Annotated in this window: 17 protein-coding genes; 8 read left to right on the top strand and 9 right to left on the bottom strand. The window is 59.5% G+C overall.

Annotation, left to right across the window (positions count from 1 at the left end; genetic code table 11):
* The first annotated feature begins 16 nt into the window (after nucleotides 1-16).
* The 4 genes from JNB88_RS14735 (at nucleotide 17) to JNB88_RS14720 (ending at nucleotide 4,971) form a co-directional block, all read left to right on the top strand.
* Nucleotides 17-769 (top strand): FadR/GntR family transcriptional regulator, encoded by a 753-nt coding sequence (locus tag JNB88_RS14735; protein ID WP_220356117.1) that lies wholly within the window; start codon nucleotides 17-19, stop codon nucleotides 767-769.
* A gap of 83 nt (nucleotides 770-852) precedes the next feature.
* Complete coding sequence (glmU, locus tag JNB88_RS14730) at nucleotides 853-2,214, top strand: bifunctional UDP-N-acetylglucosamine diphosphorylase/glucosamine-1-phosphate N-acetyltransferase GlmU (RefSeq protein WP_220356116.1); 1,362 nt, start codon at nucleotides 853-855, stop codon at nucleotides 2,212-2,214.
* 104 nt (nucleotides 2,215-2,318) lie between these two features.
* On the top strand, nucleotides 2,319-4,145 hold the full coding sequence (gene glmS / locus JNB88_RS14725) for a glutamine--fructose-6-phosphate transaminase (isomerizing) (RefSeq protein WP_220356115.1): 1,827 nt from the start codon (nucleotides 2,319-2,321) through the stop codon (nucleotides 4,143-4,145).
* Between the two features lie 121 nt (nucleotides 4,146-4,266).
* Nucleotides 4,267-4,971 carry a DUF502 domain-containing protein gene (locus tag JNB88_RS14720; RefSeq protein ID WP_037127903.1) on the top strand — a complete coding sequence of 235 codons (705 nt, stop codon included), beginning with the start codon at nucleotides 4,267-4,269 and terminating at the stop codon, nucleotides 4,969-4,971.
* A 17-nt stretch (nucleotides 4,972-4,988) separates the two neighbouring features.
* Here the strand turns inward: JNB88_RS14720 and recG are convergent, their stop codons facing one another.
* Nucleotides 4,989-7,094, bottom strand: coding sequence for an ATP-dependent DNA helicase RecG (recG, locus tag JNB88_RS14715; protein ID WP_220356114.1), 2,106 nt, complete (start codon nucleotides 7,092-7,094; stop codon nucleotides 4,989-4,991).
* Between the two features lie 92 nt (nucleotides 7,095-7,186).
* Here recG and JNB88_RS14710 point away from each other — a divergent pair, with 92 nt between their 5' ends.
* Nucleotides 7,187-7,501: an FAD assembly factor SdhE gene (locus tag JNB88_RS14710; protein ID WP_220356113.1), complete on the top strand. Its 315-nt coding sequence runs from the start codon at nucleotides 7,187-7,189 to the stop codon at nucleotides 7,499-7,501.
* Nucleotides 7,501-11,007 carry a transcription-repair coupling factor gene (mfd, locus tag JNB88_RS14705; RefSeq protein ID WP_220356112.1) on the top strand — a complete coding sequence of 1,169 codons (3,507 nt, stop codon included), beginning with the start codon at nucleotides 7,501-7,503 and terminating at the stop codon, nucleotides 11,005-11,007. The genes JNB88_RS14710 and mfd overlap by 1 nt, the downstream gene beginning before the upstream one ends.
* A gap of 4 nt (nucleotides 11,008-11,011) precedes the next feature.
* Here mfd and JNB88_RS14700 read toward each other — a convergent pair whose 3' ends face one another.
* Nucleotides 11,012-11,683: a DsbA family oxidoreductase gene (locus tag JNB88_RS14700; RefSeq protein ID WP_220356111.1), complete on the bottom strand. Its 672-nt coding sequence runs from the start codon at nucleotides 11,681-11,683 to the stop codon at nucleotides 11,012-11,014.
* Between the two features lie 91 nt (nucleotides 11,684-11,774).
* Complete coding sequence (locus JNB88_RS14695) at nucleotides 11,775-13,580, bottom strand: extracellular solute-binding protein (RefSeq protein WP_220356110.1); 1,806 nt, start codon at nucleotides 13,578-13,580, stop codon at nucleotides 11,775-11,777.
* A gap of 267 nt (nucleotides 13,581-13,847) precedes the next feature.
* Here JNB88_RS14695 and JNB88_RS14690 point away from each other — a divergent pair, with 267 nt between their 5' ends.
* Nucleotides 13,848-14,507, top strand: a complete 660-nt coding sequence (locus JNB88_RS14690; protein WP_007793597.1) for an invasion associated locus B family protein — start codon at nucleotides 13,848-13,850, stop codon at nucleotides 14,505-14,507.
* Nucleotides 14,508-14,621: 114 nt separating this feature from the next.
* On the opposite strand, the gene hspQ is transcribed toward JNB88_RS14690, so the two are convergent.
* The 3 genes from hspQ to JNB88_RS14675 form a co-directional block, all read right to left on the bottom strand.
* A complete protein-coding gene (gene hspQ / locus JNB88_RS14685) occupies nucleotides 14,622-14,951 on the bottom strand; it encodes a heat shock protein HspQ (RefSeq protein WP_016553964.1) in 330 nt (109 codons plus the stop codon).
* Nucleotides 14,952-15,100: 149 nt separating this feature from the next.
* Entirely contained in the window at nucleotides 15,101-16,510 is a 1,410-nt protein-coding gene (gene glnA, locus JNB88_RS14680) for a type I glutamate--ammonia ligase (RefSeq protein WP_037127889.1), read from the bottom strand.
* Between the two features lie 56 nt (nucleotides 16,511-16,566).
* Nucleotides 16,567-16,905, bottom strand: coding sequence for a P-II family nitrogen regulator (locus tag JNB88_RS14675; protein WP_003539626.1), 339 nt, complete (start codon nucleotides 16,903-16,905; stop codon nucleotides 16,567-16,569).
* 342 nt (nucleotides 16,906-17,247) lie between these two features.
* Here JNB88_RS14675 and JNB88_RS14670 point away from each other — a divergent pair, with 342 nt between their 5' ends.
* On the top strand, nucleotides 17,248-18,720 hold the full coding sequence (locus JNB88_RS14670; RefSeq protein WP_220356109.1) for an NAD(P)H-hydrate dehydratase: 1,473 nt from the start codon (nucleotides 17,248-17,250) through the stop codon (nucleotides 18,718-18,720).
* Between the two features lie 7 nt (nucleotides 18,721-18,727).
* Here JNB88_RS14670 and JNB88_RS14665 read toward each other — a convergent pair whose 3' ends face one another.
* From JNB88_RS14665 to uvrA, 3 genes are read right to left on the bottom strand one after another with little or no spacing between them, the layout of a single operon-like run.
* Nucleotides 18,728-19,534 (bottom strand): DUF72 domain-containing protein, encoded by an 807-nt coding sequence (locus JNB88_RS14665; RefSeq protein WP_220356108.1) that lies wholly within the window; start codon nucleotides 19,532-19,534, stop codon nucleotides 18,728-18,730.
* A 15-nt stretch (nucleotides 19,535-19,549) separates the two neighbouring features.
* On the bottom strand, nucleotides 19,550-20,014 hold the full coding sequence (locus tag JNB88_RS14660) for a GNAT family N-acetyltransferase (protein ID WP_220356107.1): 465 nt from the start codon (nucleotides 20,012-20,014) through the stop codon (nucleotides 19,550-19,552).
* A complete protein-coding gene (gene uvrA, locus JNB88_RS14655) occupies nucleotides 20,011-22,935 on the bottom strand; it encodes an excinuclease ABC subunit UvrA (RefSeq protein ID WP_220356106.1) in 2,925 nt (974 codons plus the stop codon). Before uvrA ends, JNB88_RS14660 begins: the two co-directional genes overlap by 4 nt.
* Nucleotides 22,936-23,092: the final 157 nt, after the last annotated feature.

Below are 23,092 nucleotides of genomic sequence, written 5' to 3'. Positions count from 1 at the left end.
GGGGGAGGTATTCTAGTTGCGTAGCAGATTGCTTGAGACAGGAAAGACAGGACGGAAATCGCGTACGAGCCACGCGCAGGTCGTGGATGAGCTCGGCAGGGCGATCGTTGCTGGAAGCTATCCTGTCGGGAGCATTCTGCCTGGCGATGCCGAGCTTGCTCAACGCTTCAAGGTCTCGCGCACAGTCCTTCGGGAAACGATGAAGACGCTCGCCGCAAAAGGCATGATCGTGGCCAAGGCCCGCGTCGGAACACGCGTGACAGAGAAGAACCTCTGGAACATGTTCGACAGCGAGATCATAGCCTGGCACTTCGACAGCGGGGTGACAGAAGAATTCCTGTTGCAGCTTTACGATATCCGCCTGGCCTTTGAACCCTTTGCCGCCGGTCTCGTCGCCGAGCGCGCGAGCAAGGAAGACATCGAAAACCTGCGTACGCTGGCGATGGAAATGGCCTCCATGGGTCATACCAGCGAAAGCCTTGCCTTGGCCGACCTGCATTTTCACCTCGCTATAGCCGAGGCGTCGCACAACCCCTTCATGCGAACGCTGGGAAGCCTGATCGAAGCCGCGCTGGTGGGTATGTTCCGCATCAGTACACCACCATCGCAGAACGGATTTTCCGACATCGCCGACACGCATATGCGCATCGTCGAGGCGATCGTGGCAGGCGATTCCGACGCTGCCCGAAAGGCGATGGAGCTCGTGATCATAGACGGTCGCGAACATGTCCGCGAAGCCTACGCAGCCATGGCGAAGGCCTCCGCCTGATTCCATTTTGACCTTTGTTCCGGGCTTGTCTTGCTGCTATGAGGCAGCGAAAGGCCGCAATCAACGGATTCTCGGAGCAAATCATGGAACGCACTTGTCTCGCCGTCATTCTCGCTGCGGGTGACAGCACGCGAATGAAGTCGTCGAAATCGAAGGTGCTGCATCCGGTCGCAAATCGTCCGATGATTGCCCACGTTGTGGATGCCGTCGCAAAGAGCGATATTTCCGCAGTTGCGCTTGTGCTGGGACGCGATGCCGAGGAGGTGGCAAAGGCTGCCCAGGTCGGTAGTGTCAAGATTGAGACGTACCTTCAGAAGGAACGTCTAGGCACCGGCCATGCCGTTCTCGCGGCGCGCGAGGCAATCGCACGCGGATACGACGATATTATCGTCACCTACGGCGATGTAGCCCTCCAGACCGAAGGACCACTCAAGGCAGCACGTCAGGGGCTTGCCGAGGGCAGCGATGTGGTCGTGATCGGCTTCCACACCGACCGGCCTACAGGCTACGGTCGCCTGCTCGTTAAGGATGGCGAACTGATTGCCATTCGGGAGGAACGGGATGCCAGTGATGCCGAGCGTGCCGTGAAATGGTGCAACAGCGGCCTCATGGCGATCAACGGTCGCAAGGCACTTGATTTGCTATCCCGGATCGGCAACGCCAATGCCAAGGGTGAATACTACCTGACCGACCTGGTCGAAATCGCCCGTTCTGTCGGTGGCCGCGTTACCGCCGTCGACGCACCCGAGATCGAGATGACCGGTTGCAACAATCGCGCCGAGCTGGCGGTCATCGAGCGGTTCTGGCAGGAGCGCAGACGCCATGAGATGATGATCGCAGGGGTGACGATGATTGCTCCCGAGACCGTATTTCTCTCGTATGACACCGTGATCGGACAGGACGCACTGATCGAGCCGAATGTCGTGTTCGGCCCCGGCGCAACGATTGATAGCGGCGCGATCATTCACGCCTTCTCGCATATCGAAGGCGCGCATGTCAGCGCCGGAGCAACGGTTGGCCCGTTCGCACGATTGCGTCCCGGTGCCGATCTTGCCAATGGCTCCAAGGTCGGCAATTTCTGCGAGGTCAAGAACGGCAAGATCGGTGAGGGCGCCAAGGTCAATCATCTGACCTACATCGGCGACGCAACCGTGGGAGCCGGGACCAACATCGGTGCGGGTACGATCACCTGCAACTATGACGGCGTCAACAAGCACGAGACTCTCATTGGCGCGAATGCCTTCATTGGATCGAACTCCTCGCTTGTGGCGCCGGTCAGCATCGGCGACAACGCCTATATTGCCTCCGGCAGCGTCATTACGGCCGACGTTCCAGCCGATGCACTCGCTCTTGGGCGTGCGCGCCAGGAACTGAAGCCGGATAGAGCCACGTTACTGCGTGAACGCGCGCTGGCGATCAAGGCTGCGAAGAAGCCCAAGGCATAGGCTTCGCGTAACGCGCGGAAACTGAAAGTGACCGCCGAGGCCATTGAGAAAAAAGACAGAATCGTTACGAGTGGCCTCCGAAACGGAAGGCTTTGGGGACTTTTATGTGCGGAATTGTTGGAATCGTTGGAAACAGCCCGGTAGCAGGACGCCTCGTGGATGCCCTGAAGCGCCTCGAGTATCGCGGTTATGACTCTGCTGGTGTCGCGACCATTCATAACGGCGAAATGGATCGGCGCCGCGCCGAGGGCAAACTCTTCAATCTCGAAAAGCGCCTTGATGGCGAGCCCTTGCCTGGAACGATCGGCATCGCACACACGCGCTGGGCCACTCACGGCATTCCCAACGAGACCAATGCGCATCCACACTTCGTCGACGGAGTCGCGGTCGTCCACAACGGCATCATCGAGAATTTCTCCGAGCTACGCGACGAACTGACGGGCGAGGGCGCAGTCTTCCAGACTCAGACGGACACCGAGGTCGTTGCCCATTTGATGGCGAAGTACCTCCGCGAAGGCTTCGAGCCGCGCGCAGCAATGCTCAAGATGCTGAACCGGGTAACCGGCGCCTATGCGCTGGCGATCATGCTGCAGAATGACCCCAGCACGATCATGGCGGCCCGCTCCGGACCGCCGCTCGCCGTCGGCTATGGCTCGGGCGAGATGTTCCTCGGATCGGATGCCATTGCGCTGTCGCCCTTTACCAACGAGATCACCTATCTGGTCGATGGCGATTGGGCCGTGCTGACACGAGATGGCGCGACGATCCTCGACTTTTCCGGCAACGAAGTGCAGCGCCCGAGGCAGATCTCGCAGACGACCGCCTATGTCGTCGACAAAGGCAATCATCGGCATTTTATGGAGAAGGAGATCTACGAACAGCCGGAGGTCATTTCGCATGCCCTTAGCCACTACGTCGACTTCGCCAGCAAGACGATTAGCGACAGCGCCAACGCGATCGATTTCAAGGCGGCGAGTGGCTTGGCCATCTCTGCCTGTGGAACGGCATACCTCGCCGGCCTCGTCGGCAAGTACTGGTTCGAGCGCTATGCCCGTCTGCCCGTGGAAATCGATGTCGCATCCGAATTCCGTTATCGCGAAATGCCGCTGTCGCCTTCGCAGGCGGCACTCTTCATTTCCCAATCGGGCGAAACCGCAGACACGCTGGCATCGCTTCGCTATTGCAAGGACCACGGGCTGAAGATCGGTGCCGTCGTCAACGTACGGGAATCGACCATCGCTCGCGAGTCCGATGCCGTCTTTCCGATCATGGCAGGTCCGGAAATCGGCGTGGCCTCGACGAAGGCGTTTACATGCCAGCTCGCAGTGCTGGCGTCGCTGGCGCTTGGCGCAGGCAAGGCGAGGGGAACGATCAACGCGGAGCAGGAACGCGAACTGGTCCGTCATCTCACGGAAATGCCGCGCATCATGAGCCGGGTACTGAACCTCATCCAGCCACAGATGGAAAGCCTTTCGCGCGAGCTTTCGAAATGCCGCGATGTTCTCTATCTCGGCCGGGGCACAAGCTTCCCACTCGCAATGGAAGGGGCGCTCAAGCTCAAGGAGATCTCCTACATCCATGCCGAAGGATATGCCGCGGGCGAACTGAAGCATGGGCCGATTGCATTGATCGACGAGAACATGCCCGTTATCGTGATCGCGCCGTTCGATCGGTTTTTCGACAAGACCGTATCGAACATGCAGGAGGTTGCCGCGCGCGGCGGTCGCATCATCTTCATCACTGACGAGGCAGGTGCAGCGGCGTCGAAGCTGCAGACAATGGCGACGATCGTGCTGCCGAATGTCGATGAAATCATTGCCCCTATGATCTTCTCGCTGCCGATCCAGTTGCTCGCCTATCACACGGCCGTTTTCATGGGCACGGATGTCGATCAGCCGCGCAATCTGGCGAAGTCGGTCACGGTGGAGTGACCGACCGTTAGATGCCTGAAGACTTGTACGGCAAGGCAATTTCTGGCAGTTTTTCCATCAGGAAAGCATGGGGGAGCTGATTTCCGATAGCCGGCCTGCTCAACGGAGTTATCAGCACGCGATGACGGAAAAACTGCCCCGATTGCCGATAGCAACTCGCATCAGGAACAACTTCCTGGCGGGGTTGATTATTTGTGCACCGGTCGCGATCACGCTGTGGCTCACATGGTCTGTCGTGCGCTGGGCGGACAGTTGGGTGAAGCCATATCTGCCGGCACGCTATGACCCAGACAACTACTTGAATTTCGCTGTGCCGGGCTCGGGACTGCTGATCGCGCTCATCGCGATCACGCTCATTGGCTTCCTCGGCAAAAATCTGATCGGCCAGAGCATCGTTCAGTTCAGCGAATCCCTTGTGCGCCGCGTGCCGCTCGTGCGCAGCATCTACCACAGCGTCAAGCAGATTTTCGAAACAGTGCTGAAGGACAAGACGAACTCCTTCAAGAAGGTCGGCCTCATCGAGTATCCGAGCCCGGGTCTTTGGGCCCTGGTCTTCATCTCAACAGACGCCAAGGGCGAGATTGCATCGAAGTTCAACGCAATGGGCCACGACATGGTCTGCGTGTTTCTGCCCCCGACACCGGTCCCGACTGCCGGCTTCCTGATCTTCACGCCACGCGAGAAGATCGTTCCGCTCGATATGTCGCCGGAGGACGCCGCCAAGCTACTGATCTCAGGCGGTCTGGTCGCGCCTGAGGAACTCGCAGCGCGCATGCTGAAACAGGAGCGGACGCGCAAGCCGTTGCCGGCCCCGATCGAGATGTAGTTCCGAACGCGTCCCGCTCAGCCGGCGTGCAGGAAGCGTATCGCCTCGTCGCGGCGAAACAGGTAGAGCAGGGTGCGCACAGCCTTGCCGCGCTCGCTGGTCAGATCTGGATCGCGCTCGATCAGATAGGCGGCGTCGCGGCGGGCAATTTCCAGAAGATCGGCATGTGCTTCGAGGCTTGCGATGCGAAAGCCGGGCGTTCCCGACTGACGCGTGCCGAGCAATTCGCCTTCGCCGCGCAGTTTCAGGTCTTCCTCAGCGATCCGAAATCCGTCTTCCGTTTCACGCATGATCGACAGGCGCGCATGACCAGTTTCGCCCAGTGGTCCCTTGTAGAGCAGGATGCAGGTCGAAGCCTCGTCACCGCGCCCTACGCGTCCACGAAGCTGGTGAAGCTGAGCCAAGCCGAAGCGCTCGGCATGTTCGATCACCATGATCGTCGCATCGGGAACATCGACGCCGACTTCCACCACGGTCGTTGCGACCAAGAGGCGAATTTCACCGTTCTTGAACGCCATCATCACGGCATCCTTCTCCGGGCCGCTCATGCGGCCGTGGATGAGGCCGATACCGGATCCGAGCGACGAAACGAGGGTTGCATGACGCTCCTCGACTGACATCAGGTCGCTTTCCTCGGACTCCTCGACCAGCGGGCAGATCCAGTAGGCTTTCTTGCCCTCCGCCAAAGCACTCCTCATACGTCCAACGATCTCGCCGGTGCGCTCGGTCGGGATTGTGATCGTCTGTATCGGTTTCCGACCGGCGGGCTTCTCTGTCAGCTTGGAGACGGCCATGTCGCCGAAGGCGGCAAGTACCAGCGTACGCGGAATGGGGGTGGCCGTCATGACGAGCATGTGCGGCGTTATCCCCTTTGCTGTCAGTCTGAGGCGCTGGTGGACGCCAAAGCGGTGCTGCTCGTCGACCACGGCCAGCATGAGATTGCGATAGTTGACGCTGTCCTGAAAGAGGGCGTGGGTGCCGATGATGATCTGCGCCTCGCCCGATGCGATCCTCTCCAGGATGTCTTCCCGTTCGCGACCCTTGGTGCGGCCGGTGAGAACCTCGATTCCGAGACCCGCGGAAGCGGCAAACTTCGAGATTGTCGCGTGGTGTTGGCGGGCGAGAATTTCTGTCGGCGCCATGAGGACGGCTTGGCCGCCGCTTTCGATCACTGCGACCATCGACATGAGAGCGACCAGCGTCTTGCCGGAACCGACGTCGCCTTGGAGCAGGCGCAACATGCGATCTTCGCCTGCCATGCCTTTCAGGATGTCGGCAACCGCGGCACTCTGGCTTGATGTCGGCGAGAACGGCAAAGCCTGCAGGATCCGGGCGCTGATATGGCCTGTCGGATGAACAGGCTGGCCAGCCACCTTGCGCAGCCGCTGGCGCACCAGGCTGAGGGACAACTGACCGGCCAGGAACTCGTCGTAGGCTAGGCGGCGGCGGGCAGGTGCCTGGGGGTCGATATCGGAGGGATCGCGCGGTTCATGCAGCCCGTGAAAGGCATCTGCTATCGACGGCAGACCCTGCTTCTGCGCGAGAGCCAAATCGATCCATTCCGGCAGCTCCGGCGTGCGTGGTAGTGCAGCTTCAATGATCTTGCGCAGTGTCTTGGGCGAAAGACCTGCAGTGAGGGGATAGATCGGCTCGACCAGGGGCAGGTTTTCGGCTTCGCTGGCTTTCACGACATAATCTGGGTGAACCATAGAGGCGCGCCCATTGAACCAGTCGATCTTGCCGCTGACGATCACTTCCTCGTCGAGCGGCAACTGCTTTTCAAGCCATGCAGCCTGCCCGCGAAAGAACACAAGTGTGAGCTCACCCGTCTCGTCGTGCAGGACGACGCGATAGGGAATGTTGCTCTTGCCGCGCGGCGGTGCCTGATGACGATCCACGCGCGCCGTGACAGTAACGATGGCGCCTTGCGGCGCGCGGGCTATCCCCGGCTGGTTTCTGCGATCGATCAGGGAATGCGGTGCATGAAACAGCAGATCGACGACGCGTGTCTCATCAGGCGTCTCGCGCCCAAGCAGCTTGACCAGCAACTCGGCGATCTTGGGACCGACGCCGGGCAAGGCGGAAACAGGCGAAAACAGCGGATCGAGAATGGCTGGGCGCATGGCGGCAAAATGCGATGAACAATGCGGCCTTGGCAAGGCTGACAAGCCGCTTTCGAGGGTCTATAGAGGCGCATCAACAGGAAGGTAAAGCCATGACGGGTGTGTCACTCTCGAGCGCCGATCTTGATCCGCGCCGCCGCCGAATCCTCTTTCGCTGCTGGCATCGCGGTATCCGCGAAATGGATCTCGTCTTCGGGCAGTTCGCCGAGAAGGAAATCGCCACCCTGTCCGAAACCGAACTCGACGAGCTCGAGACGATCATGGCCGAAGAGGACAACGATCTCGTGCGATGGATCATGGGAACATGGCCTGTACCTGAGCGTTTCCAAACGCCGATGTTTACGCGGCTTGCGGCCTACAAGCCCGATTTCGAATATCCCGCAGACGCCCTGTCCAGGAATGCCTAATGACCTCAGGTTTTGACGCAAGGAAGCTGTCAGCCATCGCCGAACCGCTGACGATCGGCAACGTGCCGACCGGTATGGAGGCTCTGTTGCTGGCCGATCTGGCACGCGCGGGCGAGCCGGTTGCCTATGTGCTTTCCGACGGGCAGCGGATGGTGGACCTCGAGCAGATGCTAGGCTTCGTTGCGCCAGAGATTCCGGTGCTTACTCTGCCTGCCTGGGACTGTCTTCCCTACGACCGCGTTTCGCCGAGCGCCGACACATCGGCGCGCCGTCTTGCGGCGCTGGGCGGGCTGATCGCCCATCACAGGAAACCGCACGCCGCGATCGTGCTGGTGACCGTTAATGCGATGCTGCAGAAGGTCGCTCCGCAAGAGGTCATCGAAAGTCTTGCCTTCTCGGCACGCCCGGGAAACACCGTGCGCATGGACGATGTTGCCGGGCGCCTTGAACGCAACGGCTTCGACCGCGTCGCAACAGTTCGCGAGGTCGGCGAATATGCGGTGCGCGGCGGCATTCTTGATGTTTTCGTGCCCGGCTCCGAAGAGCCCGTTCGCCTCGATTTCTTCGGCGACACGCTGGAAAGCATCCGAAGCTTCGACCCGGCAAGTCAGCGCACCACAGGGCAGGTGCGCTCCCTCGACCTCAACCCGATGAGCGAGGTCACACTGACGCCCGATACGATCAGCCGTTTCCGCAAGAATTACCTCTCTTCCTTCGGCGCGGCGACGCGCGACGATGCTCTTTACCTCGCCATATCGGAGGGCCGGCGCTATCCCGGCATGGAGCATTGGCTGCCGCTTTTCTACGAGAAACTGGAAACGGTATTCGACTATCTGAAGGGCTTCCGGATGGTCACCGATCATACGGTGCGCCAGGCCGCCGAAGAGCGTTCCAAGCTTGTCTTCGACTACTATGATGCCCGCCTCAATTCCGGACAGCCCGGCAAGGGCCAGATGGCGCAAGGGACACCCTACAAGCCCGTGACGCCCGGCCAACTGTACTTGGACGGCAAGACGTTCGCCAGCACGCTCGATGCGTTCAATGTGATGCGTATTTCGCCCTTTAACGAGCACGAGGGAGAAGCGCGACGTGTGATCAATCTCGACGCGCGGCAAGGCGAGCGTTGGGCACGATCAAACGCCGAGGGCGGCGGCAACGCCGAACGCATCAATGTGTTCGACGCTGTCGTGAAGCACATCGCCGACAAGCGCTCGTCAGGCGCAAAAGTTCTGATTACAGCCTGGACGGAAGGCTCGCTGGAGCGCCTGCTGCAGGTGCTGAACGAGCACGGGCTCGAGCGGGTTAAGCCGGTCGGTGCGCTGAAGGAAATCGACAGCCTTGCCAAAGGCGAAGCGGCGGCCGGTGTACTCAGTCTCGAAACCGGATTTGAAGTCGGCAATCTCGTCGTCATCGGCGAACAGGACATTCTCGGCGACCGTATGGTGCGGCGCTCGAAGCGACGCAAGCGCGCTGCCGATTTCATCTCGGAAGTTGCGGGCCTCGATGAGGGGTCGGTCGTCGTCCACGCACAGCACGGCATCGGCCGGTTTGTGGGCCTGCGGACTATCGAAGCGGCCGGCGCACCGCATGCCTGCCTCGAGCTGCAGTACGCTGATGAGGCGAAGCTGTTCCTGCCGGTCGAAAACATTGACCTTCTATCGCGCTATGGCGGTGAGGGGACGGAAGCGCAGCTCGACAAGCTCGGCGGCGGCGCATGGCAGATGCGCAAGGCCAAGCTCAAGAAGCGGCTGCTCGACATGGCGGACGCTCTGATCCGCATTGCCGCCGAACGCCTGACGCGCCATGCGCCTGTGCTGACGACACCCGAAGGGCTCTATGACGAATTCGCCGCCCGCTTCCCCTATGACGAAACGGAAGACCAGGACAACGCCATCGAGGCTGTCCGCTCCGATCTTGGAGCCGGTCGACCGATGGATCGCCTCGTTTGCGGTGACGTCGGCTTCGGCAAGACTGAGGTGGCGCTTCGCGCTGCTTTCGTAGCGGCGATGAACGGCATTCAGGTTGCAGTCGTCGTGCCGACCACGTTGCTCGCCCGCCAGCACTTCAAGACCTTCTCGGAACGCTTCCGCGGCCTGCCGGTTCGCGTTCAGCAGGCCTCACGCCTCGTCGGATCGAAGGAATTGGCGCTAACGAAGAAGGAAGTGGCAGAGGGCAAGACGGATATCGTCGTCGGCACGCATGCGCTTCTTGGCGCCGGGATCAAGTTCGCCAATCTGGGTCTGCTGATTATCGACGAAGAGCAGCATTTCGGCGTCAAGCACAAGGAACGCCTGAAGGAGTTGAAGAGCGACGTGCATGTGCTGACGCTCTCGGCGACACCCATCCCGCGCACGCTGCAGCTTGCGATGACCGGGGTGCGCGAGCTGTCGCTGATCACAACGCCGCCAGTCGACCGCATGGCGGTTCGCACCTTCATTTCGCCGTTCGATTCGCTCGTCATCCGCGAAACGCTGATGCGCGAGCATTATCGTGGCGGCCAGAGCTTCTATGTCTGCCCGCGCCTCGCCGACCTCGAAGATGTGCATGCCTTCCTAAGGTCGGATGTGCCGGAGCTGAAGGTCGCGGTCGCGCACGGCCAGATGCCGGCCGGCGAACTCGAAGACATCATGAATGCCTTCTACGAGGGCCGTTACGACGTGCTGCTGTCGACGACGATCGTGGAATCCGGCCTCGACGTACCAACGGCCAACACGCTGATCGTGCACCGCGCCGACATGTTCGGCCTGGCGCAGCTCTATCAGTTGCGCGGTCGCGTCGGACGTTCGAAGGTTCGCGCCTTTGCACTCTTCACGCTGCCGGTAAACAAGGTGCTGACGGCGACGGCGGAGCGCCGCCTCAAGGTGCTGCAGTCGCTCGATACGCTCGGCGCCGGCTTCCAGCTTGCCAGCCACGATCTTGACATCCGTGGCGCCGGAAACCTGCTCGGCGAAGAGCAGTCCGGCCATATCAAGGAAGTCGGTTTCGAACTCTACCAGCAGATGCTCGAAGAGGCAGTTGCCGAAGTGAAGGGCGTGGACGAGATCCAGGATACCGGCTGGTCGCCGCAGATCTCGGTCGGCACGTCAGTCATGATCCCGGATGGCTATGTGCCTGATTTGCATCTGCGCATGGCGCTCTATCGCCGCCTCGGCGAGATCACGGAGCTGAAGGAAATCGACGCCTTCGGCGCCGAGATGATCGACCGCTTCGGCCCGATGCCGATCGAAGTCCAGCACCTGCTGAAAATCGTCTACGTGAAGTCGCTCTGCCGCGTGGCGAACGTGGAGAAACTGGATGCTGGCCCCAAGGGAATTGTCATCCAGTTCCGCAACAAGGAGTTTCCGAATCCAGCAAACCTGGTTGGCTATATCGCCAAGCAGGGAACGATGGCGAAGATCCGGCCGGACCAGAGCGTATTCCTTACGCGCGACCTGCCGACGCCGGAAAAACGGCTGCAGGGTGCAGCCGTTATCATGACGCAGCTCGCTGAAATGGCGAAGTCGTAGCGGCTCAGTTCATACCGGTGCGCGCTTCCGCCTTCGCCTTGGCGATGTCACGAAGCGCGCCCGCCAGAACGTCTGGGGTCTGAGCGCCACTGACAGCATACTGCTGGTCGAAGATGAAGAACGGCACGCCGTTGACGCCCATTTTCTGTGCCGACTCGATCTCTTCGACCACCAGGACCTTATCGGCATCGGAGGCGAGCAGCGACGCAGTGACCGCGCGGTCGAGGCCTGCCTTCTCGGCAACATCGAGCAGCACGGCATGATCGCCGACATTGCGGCCTTCCTCGAAGTTCGCCTTGAACAAGCCGTTGACGACCTTGTCCGCCTTGTCGCGGTCCTCAACCATTGCCCAATGGATCAGTCGATGCGCATCCAGCGTATTCGGGCCGATCTTGATCGCGTCAAAATCGAACTTGATGCCGACCTCACGCCCAAGCTCACTCAACATCTTGTGCCCCTGAGCGACGCGTTCGGCGCCGCCGAGCTTCTGCTCCAGCGCCTTCTTCTGGTCGACGCCCTCAGGCGGGTAATCGGGGTTGAGGCGGTAGGGGCGCCAGTTGATGTCCACACCAACCTCATCCTGAACCTCGGCAATCGCAAGCTCCAGCCTCGCCTTGCCGAGATAGCACCACGGGCAGACGACGTCAGAGACAACGTCGATGGTAATGCGTTCCATGGGCTTTTCCTTTTTCTTCCTGAAATCGAAACCTTCCCGCCATCTAGGCCCTGTGGCGGGCGACTTCAACCAGGCAGGAAAAGGGAACTGTCTATTGCACGCTCTGATCCCACCACGCCGGCAACTGATAGCCATAGAGCGGGGCGGTGTCCGGATGACCGATGCGCTTGCTACGCGCAACCCATTGCTTATCAACATGATAGAGCGGCAGGACATAGTGCCCAGACAACAGCATTCGATCGTGCGAGCGCACCGCAGCGGTAAAGTCCTCCGCCGAACGGGCGGTGAGGATATGCTGGATCAGCGTATCAACGTCAGGGTCGGCAACGCCGGCGAAATTGTCAGTGCCATCCCGTTCCTTGGCAGCGGAAGACCAACGTCCGAGCTGTTCGATGCCGGGAGACAGGGATGAGGTGTAGGACTTCACGATAACATCATAATCGAAACTGCTCGTGCGGCTCTGATACTGAGAATCGTCCACCGTGCGGATTGTGGCAGCAATGCCGAGCAGTTGCAGCGAACGTTGATAGGAAACCGCGAGCTTCTCCTGGTCGGTGTTCTGCGTCATGATTTCGAAGGCGAGCGGACGTCCGTTGGCGTCGCTCATCTTGCCATTCTTGATCGTGTAACCTGCTTCCTTCAGGAGCGCGGCTGCCTGTTTCAGAACATTGCGATCACGGCCCGACCCGTCCGTCACCGGGAGCTTGTAGGTGCCGTTCAGGATCGCGGGATCGATTCGATCCTTGATCGGGCCGAGAAGCTTCAGTTCGCGTTCGTCAGCCGGCACGCCGAAGCTCGACAGATCGGAGTTCTGCCAGAAGCTCTGGGTGCGGATATAGGCGTTCGAGAAGAGGTTCTTGTTCGCCCATTCGAAATCGAAGATCAGCGACAGTCCCTCGCGAAGCTTCGCGTTGGCAAAGACCGGCCGCCGCGTGTTGAAGACGAAGCCGAACATGCCGCTCGGCAGCTTCGGTTCGAACATATCCTTGACAACGTTGCCTGAGGTGACCGCGGGGAAGTTGTAGGCGCTTGCCCAATGGCCGGGGCTACCGTCGGGATAGATGTCGATATCACCCTTCTTGAAGGACTCGAAGAGGGTCGTGTCCTGCAGGAAATACTGGACCGATATCTGGTCGTAGTTGTCGAGGCCGACCTTGGCCGGAATATCCTTGCCCCAGTAGTTGGGGTTGCGCTCGAAGGTGATGCTTTCGCCGGGCTTCAACGACTTGATCTTGTAAGGGCCGGAACCGACCGGCGGCGTAAGCGACGAACGATCGAATGTCTCCGGATCGATCGCATGCTTCGGCAGGATCGGCGTCGAGCCGGCCAGAATCAGCGGGAATTCGCGATCGGCCTTGTCGTTGAAAGTGAAGCGAACGCTGTGATCGCCGACCTTCTCCATCTTCTCGACGGCATTCAATCGCGTGCTGAAGGGAACGCGGCCCTTCTCCTTGAGAAGATTGAGTGTGAAAATCACGTCATCGGGCGTCACCGGCTGACCGTCAGACCACTTTGCGGCCGGGTTGAGATTGAACTGGATGAAGGTCCGGTCCTCATCCCATTCGACCGACTCGGCCAGCAGCCCATAGAGCGTGAAAGGCTCGTCACGCGAACGCAGCATCAGCGTCTCGAAAACAAGGTTTCCGTATTCGGGATCCCACATGCCACGCGCCGTCGTCCGCATGCTTTTCAGGATGAAGGGATTGAGGTTGTCGAAGGTCCCGACGACGCCATAGCTGATCTTTCCGCCCTTCTTCACATCGGGATTGACGTAGGGAAGGTGCTTGAAATCGGCGGGCAGGGCAGGTGCGCCGTGCATCGCAATGCCATGCACGGGCTCGGCCAGCGCTGCGCTGCCAACAAGCGTGAAAATGACGGGAAAAACGATCCGGAGCATCGTTGAGGTCCTTTCCGGGAACGGCACGATTCGGCGCAAGACTATCACGCGACCGCAGCAATTCACCATCCGCGCCGAATTCTTTCGGATCACCCTGAAAAGGGCAAAGAAACACTGGATATCTAGCCCGACGCGATGTAACAGGGGAACCCGAAGTCGGGGGGTCATGCATTTGCCTCATTGTTTTAAGAGGTGGAGTGCGAACAACCCCGTTGGTGAGGATGGCACGTTGTCGTCCCTAGGGGATTTCAGGAGACGGAATTCGTTATGATGTTCAAGGCTGAAAACAAAACGCGGGCAGCCCTGTCCGTTCTGGCAGTGATGCTCGGTGCTGCAGCAGCTCCGGTATCGTCCTTCGCGCAGGATGCAGCGGCTTCCGCAGACGCTCCCGCCACGGCTGCTGGCGCTCCGCGTCTCGGCTGGTACAAGACCTGCAGCAAGCAGGAAGACAATGACGTCTGCGTCGTCCAGAACGTCGTTCTCGCAGGTGGCGGTCAGCTCGTTACCGGCGTCGGCCTCATCAGCGTCTCCGGCAAAATCAACAACAAGAGCCTCCAGGTTTCGGTGCCTCCGGCACGTCTGATCCCGCCAGGTGTTGCGATGCAAATCGACGGCGGCAAGGCTCAGAAGATCGACTACCTGATGTGCATGCCCGACCGTTGCGTCGCCCAGATCCCGCTGACCGATGCGATGGTCGCCAGCCTGAAGAAGGGCACCGATCTGGTTCTGACCTCGATCAACTTCCGTCGTGCACCTAACCCGATCAAGATCTCGCTCGAAGGCTTCACCGGCGCATTCGATGGCGAGGCGGTTTCCGCCTCCAAGCTCGCCGAAAGCCAGAAGAGCCTGCAGGACAGCATGCAGAAGAAGGCTGACGAAGCGCGCAAGAAGCTCGAAGAAGCCCAGAAGGCTGCCAAGGCTCAGTAATCTGGGCCTATCGGAATTCTCGAAGAACCCGGCCTCGCGCCGGGTTTTTTGTTGCCCAATCCAGACAAAGAAAAACCCCGCGGCAAGCGGGGTTTTGAATTATGGCAGTGGACGTTAGTGGGCGAAGCTCATCTTGGGTTTGAACTGCCCCGTCGGTGCCATATCGAAAATCTGATAGACCTGTTCGTTGCGAAGCGGGACGCCACTCTCGTCGTTCACCAGGTTCTGCTCGGATACGTAGGCAACGTATTCGTTTTCATCATTCTCGGCTAGCAGGTGGTAGAAGGGCTGATCCTTGCTGGGGCGCACTTCGGCGGGAATGGAGTTCCACCATTCTTCCGTGTTCGCGAATTCCGGATCGACATCGAAGATGACGCCGCGAAACGGAAATACCTTGTGCCGAACCACTTCACCGATACTGAACTTAGCTACTCTTTCTTTCATGGTACGACTTCCTTTCATCACCTGATTTGGTGATTGGGCCCGCTCAAATCAAGATTTGTGCGAGATCTCGTCACATGAGTGTCACATCAACCATCAAACACCTGTGACATCGCAGGAAAAGCCCCGGCGAACCGGGGCTTTCATTTCTATCACGCAGAGTAGTACATGTCGTATTCGACCGGATGCGGGGTCATGTCGTAGCGCATGACTTCGATCATCTTCAGTTCGATGAAGCTGTCGATCTGGTCGTCGTCGAAGACGCCGCCAGCGGTCAGGAACTTACGGTCCTTGTCGAGGCTTTCGAGGGCTTCGCGCAGCGAACCGCAGACCGTCGGGATCTTCTTCAGTTCCTTCGGCGGCAGATCGTAGAGATCCTTGTCCATGGCTTTGCCAGGATGGATCTTGTTCTTGATGCCGTCGAGACCGGCCATCAGCATTGCTGCGAAGGCGAGGTAGGGGTTCGCCATCGGATCCGGGAAACGGACTTCGACGCGCTTTGCCTTCGGGTTGCTGCCGAACGGAATACGGCACGAAGCCGATCGGTTGCGCGCCGAATAGGCGAGCAGAACCGGTGCTTCATAGCCCGGAACGAGACGCTTGTAGGAGTTCGTCGACGGGTTGGTGAAAGCATTCAGCGCCTTGGCGTGCTTGATGATGCCACCGATGAAGTAGAGGCAGGTTTCAGAAAGACCTGCGTATTCGTCGCCGGCGAAGCCTGGCTTGCCGCCCTTCCAGATCGAAAGGTGGACGTGCATGCCCGAGCCGTTGTCGCCGAAGATCGGCTTCGGCATGAAGGTCGCCGTCTTGCCGTAGGCATTGGCGACCTGGTGCACGACGTACTTGTAGATCTGCATCTTGTCGGCGTTGCGAACGAGCGTGTCGAACTTGATGCCGAGCTCGTGCTGGGCAGCTGCCACTTCGTGGTGGTGCTTCTCGACGACAACGCCCATTTCCGACAGAACGGTCAGCATTTCGGAACGCATGTCCTGGCAGCTATCGATCGGCGGAACCGGGAAGTAGCCGCCCTTGACGCGTGGACGGTGACCGAGGTTGCCGGTCTCGTATTCCGTGTCGTCGTTGGACGGCAGTTCCGTGGAGTCCAGCTTGAAGCCAGTGTTGTAAGGGTCGGCCTTGTAGCGAACGTCGTCGAAGACGAAGAATTCTGCTTCTGGACCAACGAAGACAGTGTCGCCGATACCGGATGCCTTCAGATAAGCCTCAGCCTTCTTTGCAGTGCCGCGCGGATCACGGTTGTAGGCTTCACCGGAAACCGGGTCGAGAATATCGCAAAGGATGACCATGGTGGACTGGGCGAAGAACGGATCCATGTGAACCGTTTCCGGGTCCGGCATCAGCACCATGTCGGATTCGTTGATGGCCTTCCAGCCAGCGATCGAGGAGCCGTCGAACATGACGCCATCAGCGAACATGTCCTCGTCGACACAGACGACGTCCATCGTGACGTGCTGCAACTTTCCCTTCGGGTCAGTGAAGCGCAGGTCAACGAACTTGACATCGTTTTCCTTGATTTGCTTGAGAATTTCGCTTGCGGTCGCCATTAAATAGTTCCTTTATTTGAGATGACGATACTTTGGCTCGCCGGAAGGCGATAAGATTAGATTGCGTCGATACCGGTTTCGCCGGTACGAATGCGGATAACTTCTTCCACATTTGAGACGAAAATCTTGCCGTCGCCGATGCGTCCGGTTTGGGCGGCCTTGCGGATTGCATCAATGACAGCTTCCGCGTTTTCGTCCGCAAGGACGACCTCGACCTTCACCTTCGGCAGGAAATCGACGACATACTCCGCGCCACGGTAAAGTTCCGTATGGCCTTTCTGACGACCGAAGCCCTTCGCTTCCGTAACTGTAATGCCCTGCAGGCCAACTTCCTGAAGGGCTTCCTTCACTTCGTCGAGCTTGAAGGGCTTAATGATCGCTTCGATCTTTTTCATGAGAAAATGACTCTCCGCTTCTCCCGTTAATCGCAGGCTCAGACCTGCTTGCCATCATGATGCAGTTATCGTGCCAGTTGGAAAGCGGATTTTTCGAAAAACGAGACTGATCGCGCATAAAACGCAGCATTCTGGGGAATTATCGACGATTTTTGGCTGAAAATTTTCGAAAAACGATCTGCCAAACGCAAATTTCGGTCATTTTCCGGAATATTCGACCTTACTAACAGTCTCTGACAACACACATTGTACGCACTTATTTTGTGCATTTGCATATTTTTCAATCCCACCAACAACGAACGAACCGGTTGTTATTTAGGCGATTTCTGTTTGAATGCCGCTATGACAGACGGAATCTCCGAGCTACTCCTCACGCCAGCGGAAATGACAGCAGTCGATGCCGCAGCAGCGGCATCCGGCATCGACAGCTACTCCCTTATGGAGCGAGCGGGTGCCGCCGTCGCCGCTTTGTTGTTGCGCGATTTTCCTGACGTGCTTCGCGCGGCTGTTCTTTGCGGACCTGGCAACAACGGCGGCGACGGCTATGTTGCGGCGCGCCACCTGGCTGACAGTGGCATCACGGTAGAGATCTTCCAGATGGGAGACGCAGCAGCGCTCAAGGGAGATGCCGCTCGAGCTAGGAGCAATTTTCCGACCGCCGCACGGCCACTTGAATCCTATCAGCCGCGAACTGGAGATGTGGTAGTCGATGCCCTCTTCGGCGCTGGCCTTGCCCGTGATGTTCCGGCGGCTGTTCGAGACGTGATTCAGCGGGTCAACGGGGCACCAGTGCCGGTGATTGCCGTCGATCTGCCATCCGGCGTAGACGGCAGTACCGGGTTGGTTCGAGGGGCGGCATTTGCGGCGGATCGAACCGTCACTTTCATGACGCGAAAACCCGGGCATCTCCTGGTACCGGGGCGCGAACTTTGCGGGACGTTGGAAGTCTTCGATATCGGCATACCCGGGCGCATCATCCGCGCCGGGAAGAAGCAGCCGATTGCCGAGAACCGGCCGGCAGTTTGGCGCGACATGCTGCCTTCCAGTGGACTGGAAACCCACAAGTACAGGCGTGGTCATCTTGTCGTTTTCTCCGGCGAAGCGAGCAAGACCGGCGCCGCGAGAATGTCGGCAATGGCGGGCCTGAAAGCCGGGGCAGGGCTCGTGACGATCGCTGCGCCACAGGATGCGGTCGAAGAGAATGCGGCACATCTGACGGCGATCATGCTGCATGCAGTCAACGACGAGGCAGCACTCCGGGATTGGCTGCGCGACGAGCGCCTCCAGGCATTCGTACTCGGCCCTGGTTTCGGTGTCGGTGATAGGGCGCGTCAGTTCGTCGCCGCCGTGTCCGCGCGACATCTGGTGTTGGATGCCGACGGACTCTCCTCGTTCAAAGACGCTCCGGACGAGCTGTTTTCACAGTTTTCCGGAAAGCCTCGGCTCGTGCTTACGCCACACGAAGGCGAGTTCGGCCGATTGTTTCCCGATATCGCCGCCGATGCAACCATGGGGAAGGTTGAAAAGGCGTGCACAGCAGCGGCGCGGGCAAACGCAGCAATCGTCTATAAAGGCGCGGATACCGTCATCGCCGCACCCGACGGCAGAGCCTGCATAAACACCAACGCACCGGTTTGGCTCGCGACCGCAGGCTCCGGTGATGTTCTGGCCGGGATCATCGGAGCGTTGATGGCCCAAGGCGTTCCCGCTTTCGAAGCGGCGGCTGCCGGCGTCTACATGCACGGAGAGGCAGGCATGCGGGCGGGCAAGGGGCTAACGGCGGAAGAGCTGGCGACGCAGGTTCGCCCGCTCTGACAACAAGCTACCGGGACGCAGCTTCCTGCAATGCCATTGCCCCAAAGGGCGCGTTGACCTTGCCCTCGTGGATCATGAAGGCAAAGACATCCCGCGGTTCCGACGCAACCTTACGGTCGGCATCGACCAGGGGCAGATCGTCGGGTACCTTGCCGTCCGCCCAGGTTTCGAGGCGGGTGGCCCAAGACTTCAAATCGGAGGGCGAATAACACGTCCTGATGTCGTCTGAGCCCTTCTGGAGACGCGCATAGACGAAGTCGGCCGTCACGTCCGCGATCATCGGGTAGTCGAAGTGCTCTGCGCAGACCGGCGCAACCCCGTACTTCGCCAGCAAGGCCACGAATTCAGGCACCTTGAACGAGTCATGGCGCACCTCGACGACATGCTTCAGGGGCAAGCCGTCCTGCTTGCCCGGGAGCAACTTAAGGAACCCCTCGAAGTCATCCGGGTCGAACTTCTTCGTCGGCGCGAACTGCCAGAGAATTGGGCCGAGATGTGGGCCGAGTTCCGTCAGACCTTGAGTCAGAAAGCGCTCCATAGACTCGCCAGCTTCCGCCAATACGCGGCGATTGGTGACGAAGCGACTGGCCTTGAGCGAAAAGATAAAGCCATCAGGCACATCTGCTGCCCATTTCGCGAAGGTCTCCGGCTTCTGCGAACTGTAGTAGGTGCCGTTGATCTCGATGACCTTCAGCTTGCGGCTTGCATAGTGCAGTTCTTCCTTCTGCTTCAGGTCCGCCGGGTAAAAATGATCCCGCCACGCCTCGAAGGTCCAGCCGCCGATGCCGACGCGAATATTGCCGGATTTCGTCATTCCTTCCTCCTCTGATTATGTCTGGACGCCGACTTGCTTCGCCATATCGACGATCACCCATCCTGGCCTATGCGGATTTTCACGACGACCCGTTTCCTGAAAGCCAAACGCTCCGTAGAGCGCAATATTCCGCTCCATGCGTTCGTTCGTGTAGAGGCGAACCTCCGGAAGCCTCCAGTCCCGCGCCATATTTTCCACCCATCTCAGAATGGAAAGGCCGTGACCGCCGCCCTGAAATCTCGGGGAAACGGCAATGCTGAAAAGCATCACATGGTCTGCGTGGCGCTCAACGACAGCCAGGCCGGCAAGCCCACCTTGCACGTTCAGCAGCCAGACTTCACCGCGTTCAATGCGTGGCGCGTAGTCCTCGGTGACAGGGATCGGCGGGCGCCCAAGAAGACGCGTATAGGGAGCATAGGCTTCGGCGGTCAGCGCTTCGACCGCCTGCAGATCATCGAGCGAGGCCGCTCTCAGCATCACTCGGCTGCCACTACGGCTTTTCGAGCAGGACGCCGCTCAAGCAACTCCTTCAGGAACTGCCCGGTATAGGACCGCTTCTCCTTGACGATCGCCTCCGGCGTACCGACAGCCACGATCTCGCCGCCGCCATCGCCGCCTTCCGGGCCGAAATCGAGAATCCAGTCCGCTGTCTTGATGACCTCGAGATTGTGCTCGATGACGACGACCGAATTCCCCTGGTTGACCAGCTCCTGCAGCATCTCCAGTAGCTTGGCGACATCGTGGAAATGCAGGCCGGTTGTCGGCTCGTCAAGGATATAGAGCGTGCGCCCCGTCGACCTCTTCGACAGCTCCTTTGCGAGCTTGACGCGCTGCGCCTCGCCGCCGGACAGCGTATTGGCTTGCTGTCCGACCTTGATGTATCCGAGGCCGACATCCTTCAATGCCTGCAGCTTGTCGCGGACAGCCGGTACGGCGGCAAAGAAATCGACGCCTTCCTCTACGGTCATATCAAGGACGTCGGCAATCGACTTATGCTTGAACGTAACGTCGAGCGTCTCCCGGTTGTAACGCTTGCCATGGCAGACATCGCAGGTGACGTAGACGTCAGGCAGGAAGTGCATCTCGATCTTGATGACGCCGTCGCCCTGGCAGGCTTCGCAGCGACCGCCCTTGACGTTGAACGAGAAGCGTCCGGGCTGATAGCCTCGCGCCTTCGCCTCCGGAAGACCGGCGAACCAGTCGCGGATAGGCGTGAAAGCGCCCGTATAGGTCGCCGGGTTGGAACGCGGTGTGCGGCCGATCGGCGACTGATCGATATCGATGACCTTGTCGATGTGCTCGAAACCGTCAATGCGATCGTGATCGGCCGGGATCTCGCGAGCGCCCATGACACGCCGGGCCGCCGACTTATAGAGCGTCTCAATCAGGAAGGTCGATTTTCCGCCGCCCGATACACCGGTGACCGCCGTGAAGACGCCGAGCGGGATAGAGGCAGTGACATTCTTCAGGTTGTTGCCGCGGGCACCGACGACCTTGATTTCCTTGCCCTTCTTGGGCTTGCGGCGCTCATCCGGAACAGGAACGCCCAACTCACCGGACAGATATTTCCCAGTCAGCGACTTCGGGTTTGCCATGACCTCCTGCGGCGTACCGTGGGCTATCACCTGGCCACCGTGGATGCCAGCCGCCGGGCCGATGTCGACGACGTCGTCGGCGGTCAGGATTGCGTCCTCGTCATGCTCGACCACGATCACGGTGTTGCCGATATCGCGAAGGTGCTTCAGCGTGTCGAGCAGCCGAGCGTTGTCGCGCTGATGCAGGCCGATCGATGGCTCGTCGAGGACGTACAACACGCCAGTCAGACCGGAACCGATCTGCGACGCCAATCGGATACGCTGGCTCTCGCCGCCCGACAGGGTGCCTGAGTTTCGCGAGAGACTGAGGTAATCCAGGCCGACATCATTAAGGAAGCGCAGGCGGTCGCGGATCTCTTTGAGAATGCGCACAGCGATCTCGTTCTGCTTTGCGCTCAGCGACTGCGGCAGGACTTCGAACCAGTCGCGGGCAACGCGGATCGACATATCGGTCACCTGGCCGATGTGCAAGGCGTTGATCTTGACGGCAAGTGCTTCCGGCTTGAGGCGGAAACCGCCGCAAGACGGGCAGGGGGCAGCCGACATGAAGCGCTCGATCTCCTCGCGCGCCCAGGCGGAGTCCGTCTCCTTCCAGCGGCGCTCGAGATTGGTGATGATGCCTTCAAAGTTCTTGTGCGTCGTGTATGAGCGCGCACCATCGGCATAATGGAACTCGATCTTCTCGTCGGTGCCGTTCAGGATGACATCCTTGGCCTTCTCGGATAGATCGCTCCAACGGGCGCCGAGCTTGAAGCCGTAGTGCTTGCCGAGGGCTTCAAGCGTCTGATTGTAGTAGGGAGAGGTCGACTTCGCCCAAGGTGCAATGGCGCCATCGCGCAGCGTGCGCTCCGGCTCGGGTACGATCAGATTGGCGTCGATCTTCTGCTGCGCGCCAAGACCGTCGCAGGTTGGGCAGGCACCGGCTGGATTGTTGAACGAAAAAAGCCTCGGCTCGATCTCGGGAATGGTGAAACCCGATACCGGGCAGGCGAACTTCTCGGAGAAGAGAACGCGTTCGTGCGTTTCGTTGAGCGACTTGTTGGCGGAGCCGCCGGCGGCGGTTTCTTCCGGCGGCAGCGGCTTGTCGGCAAATTCCGCAACGGCCAGGCCGTCGGCAAGCTTCAGTGAAGTCTCGAAGCTGTCGGCAAGGCGTGAAGCCGTATCCGGACGAACGACGATACGGTCGACGACGACGTCGATGTCGTGCTTGTACTTCTTGTCGAGGGCCGGAACGTCTGCGATCTCGTAGAACTGACCGTCGACCTTGACGCGCTGGAAGCCCTTTTTCATCAGGTCGGCGAGTTCTTTCTTGTACTCGCCCTTTCGTCCGCGCACGAGCGGCGCGAGAATATAGAGGCGCGTGCCTTCTCCGAAATCAAGCACGCGGTCGACCATCTGGCTGACCGTCTGGCTTTCGATCGGCAGGCCCGTCGCCGGCGAATAAGGCACGCCGACACGGGCAAAGAGCAGGCGCATATAGTCGTAGATCTCGGTCACCGTGCCGACCGTCGAGCGCGGATTGCGCGATGTCGTTTTCTGCTCGATCGAAATCGCTGGCGACAGGCCGTCGATCTGGTCGACGTCGGGCTTCTGCATCATTTCGAGGAACTGGCGCGCATAAGCCGAAAGGCTTTCGACATAGCGCCGCTGCCCTTCGGCATAGATCGTATCGAAGGCAAGCGACGATTTGCCGGAGCCCGAAAGGCCGGTCATGACGATAAGCTTGTTTCGCGGCAGATCGAGATCGATGCCCTTCAAATTGTGCTCGCGCGCGCCGCGGATGGAAATCGTCTTCATTTCGCTCATCGTCTTCTGCTTCTGTGCTGGAACAAGCCCCTTATTTAGTGATGCCGGCTGGCGAGTCGAGGCTGAATGTCCATCTGCTGCAAGGTTTTCGATTCGGTTGACAGGATCATAGGGATAAACTAGAACAAATAAAGAACAAAATTCCTTGTGGATGAAC

The sequence above is a fragment of the Rhizobium cauense genome (genome assembly GCF_019511525.1).
Classification (GTDB): domain Bacteria; phylum Pseudomonadota; class Alphaproteobacteria; order Rhizobiales; family Rhizobiaceae; genus Rhizobium; species Rhizobium cauense.
Note: the sequence above shows the minus strand (reverse complement) of the source record. Positions and strands in the feature narration are given on the sequence as shown.

Coding starts and splice junctions, on each gene's coding strand:
- glmU (WP_220356116.1), top strand. CDS start 853: ATGGAACGCACTTGTCTCGCCGTCATTCTCGCTGCGGGTGACAGCACG.
- glmS (WP_220356115.1), top strand. CDS start 2,319: ATGTGCGGAATTGTTGGAATCGTTGGAAACAGCCCGGTAGCAGGACGC.
- JNB88_RS14720 (WP_037127903.1), top strand. CDS start 4,267: ATGACGGAAAAACTGCCCCGATTGCCGATAGCAACTCGCATCAGGAAC.
- recG (WP_220356114.1), bottom strand. CDS start 7,094: ATGCGCCCAGCCATTCTCGATCCGCTGTTTTCGCCTGTTTCCGCCTTG.
- JNB88_RS14710 (WP_220356113.1), top strand. CDS start 7,187: ATGACGGGTGTGTCACTCTCGAGCGCCGATCTTGATCCGCGCCGCCGC.
- mfd (WP_220356112.1), top strand. CDS start 7,501: ATGACCTCAGGTTTTGACGCAAGGAAGCTGTCAGCCATCGCCGAACCG.
- JNB88_RS14700 (WP_220356111.1), bottom strand. CDS start 11,683: ATGGAACGCATTACCATCGACGTTGTCTCTGACGTCGTCTGCCCGTGG.
- JNB88_RS14695 (WP_220356110.1), bottom strand. CDS start 13,580: ATGCTCCGGATCGTTTTTCCCGTCATTTTCACGCTTGTTGGCAGCGCA.
- JNB88_RS14690 (WP_007793597.1), top strand. CDS start 13,848: ATGATGTTCAAGGCTGAAAACAAAACGCGGGCAGCCCTGTCCGTTCTG.
- hspQ (WP_016553964.1), bottom strand. CDS start 14,951: ATGAAAGAAAGAGTAGCTAAGTTCAGTATCGGTGAAGTGGTTCGGCAC.
- glnA (WP_037127889.1), bottom strand. CDS start 16,510: ATGGCGACCGCAAGCGAAATTCTCAAGCAAATCAAGGAAAACGATGTC.
- JNB88_RS14675 (WP_003539626.1), bottom strand. CDS start 16,905: ATGAAAAAGATCGAAGCGATCATTAAGCCCTTCAAGCTCGACGAAGTG.
- JNB88_RS14670 (WP_220356109.1), top strand. CDS start 17,248: ATGACAGACGGAATCTCCGAGCTACTCCTCACGCCAGCGGAAATGACA.
- JNB88_RS14665 (WP_220356108.1), bottom strand. CDS start 19,534: ATGACGAAATCCGGCAATATTCGCGTCGGCATCGGCGGCTGGACCTTC.
- uvrA (WP_220356106.1), bottom strand. CDS start 22,935: ATGAGCGAAATGAAGACGATTTCCATCCGCGGCGCGCGCGAGCACAAT.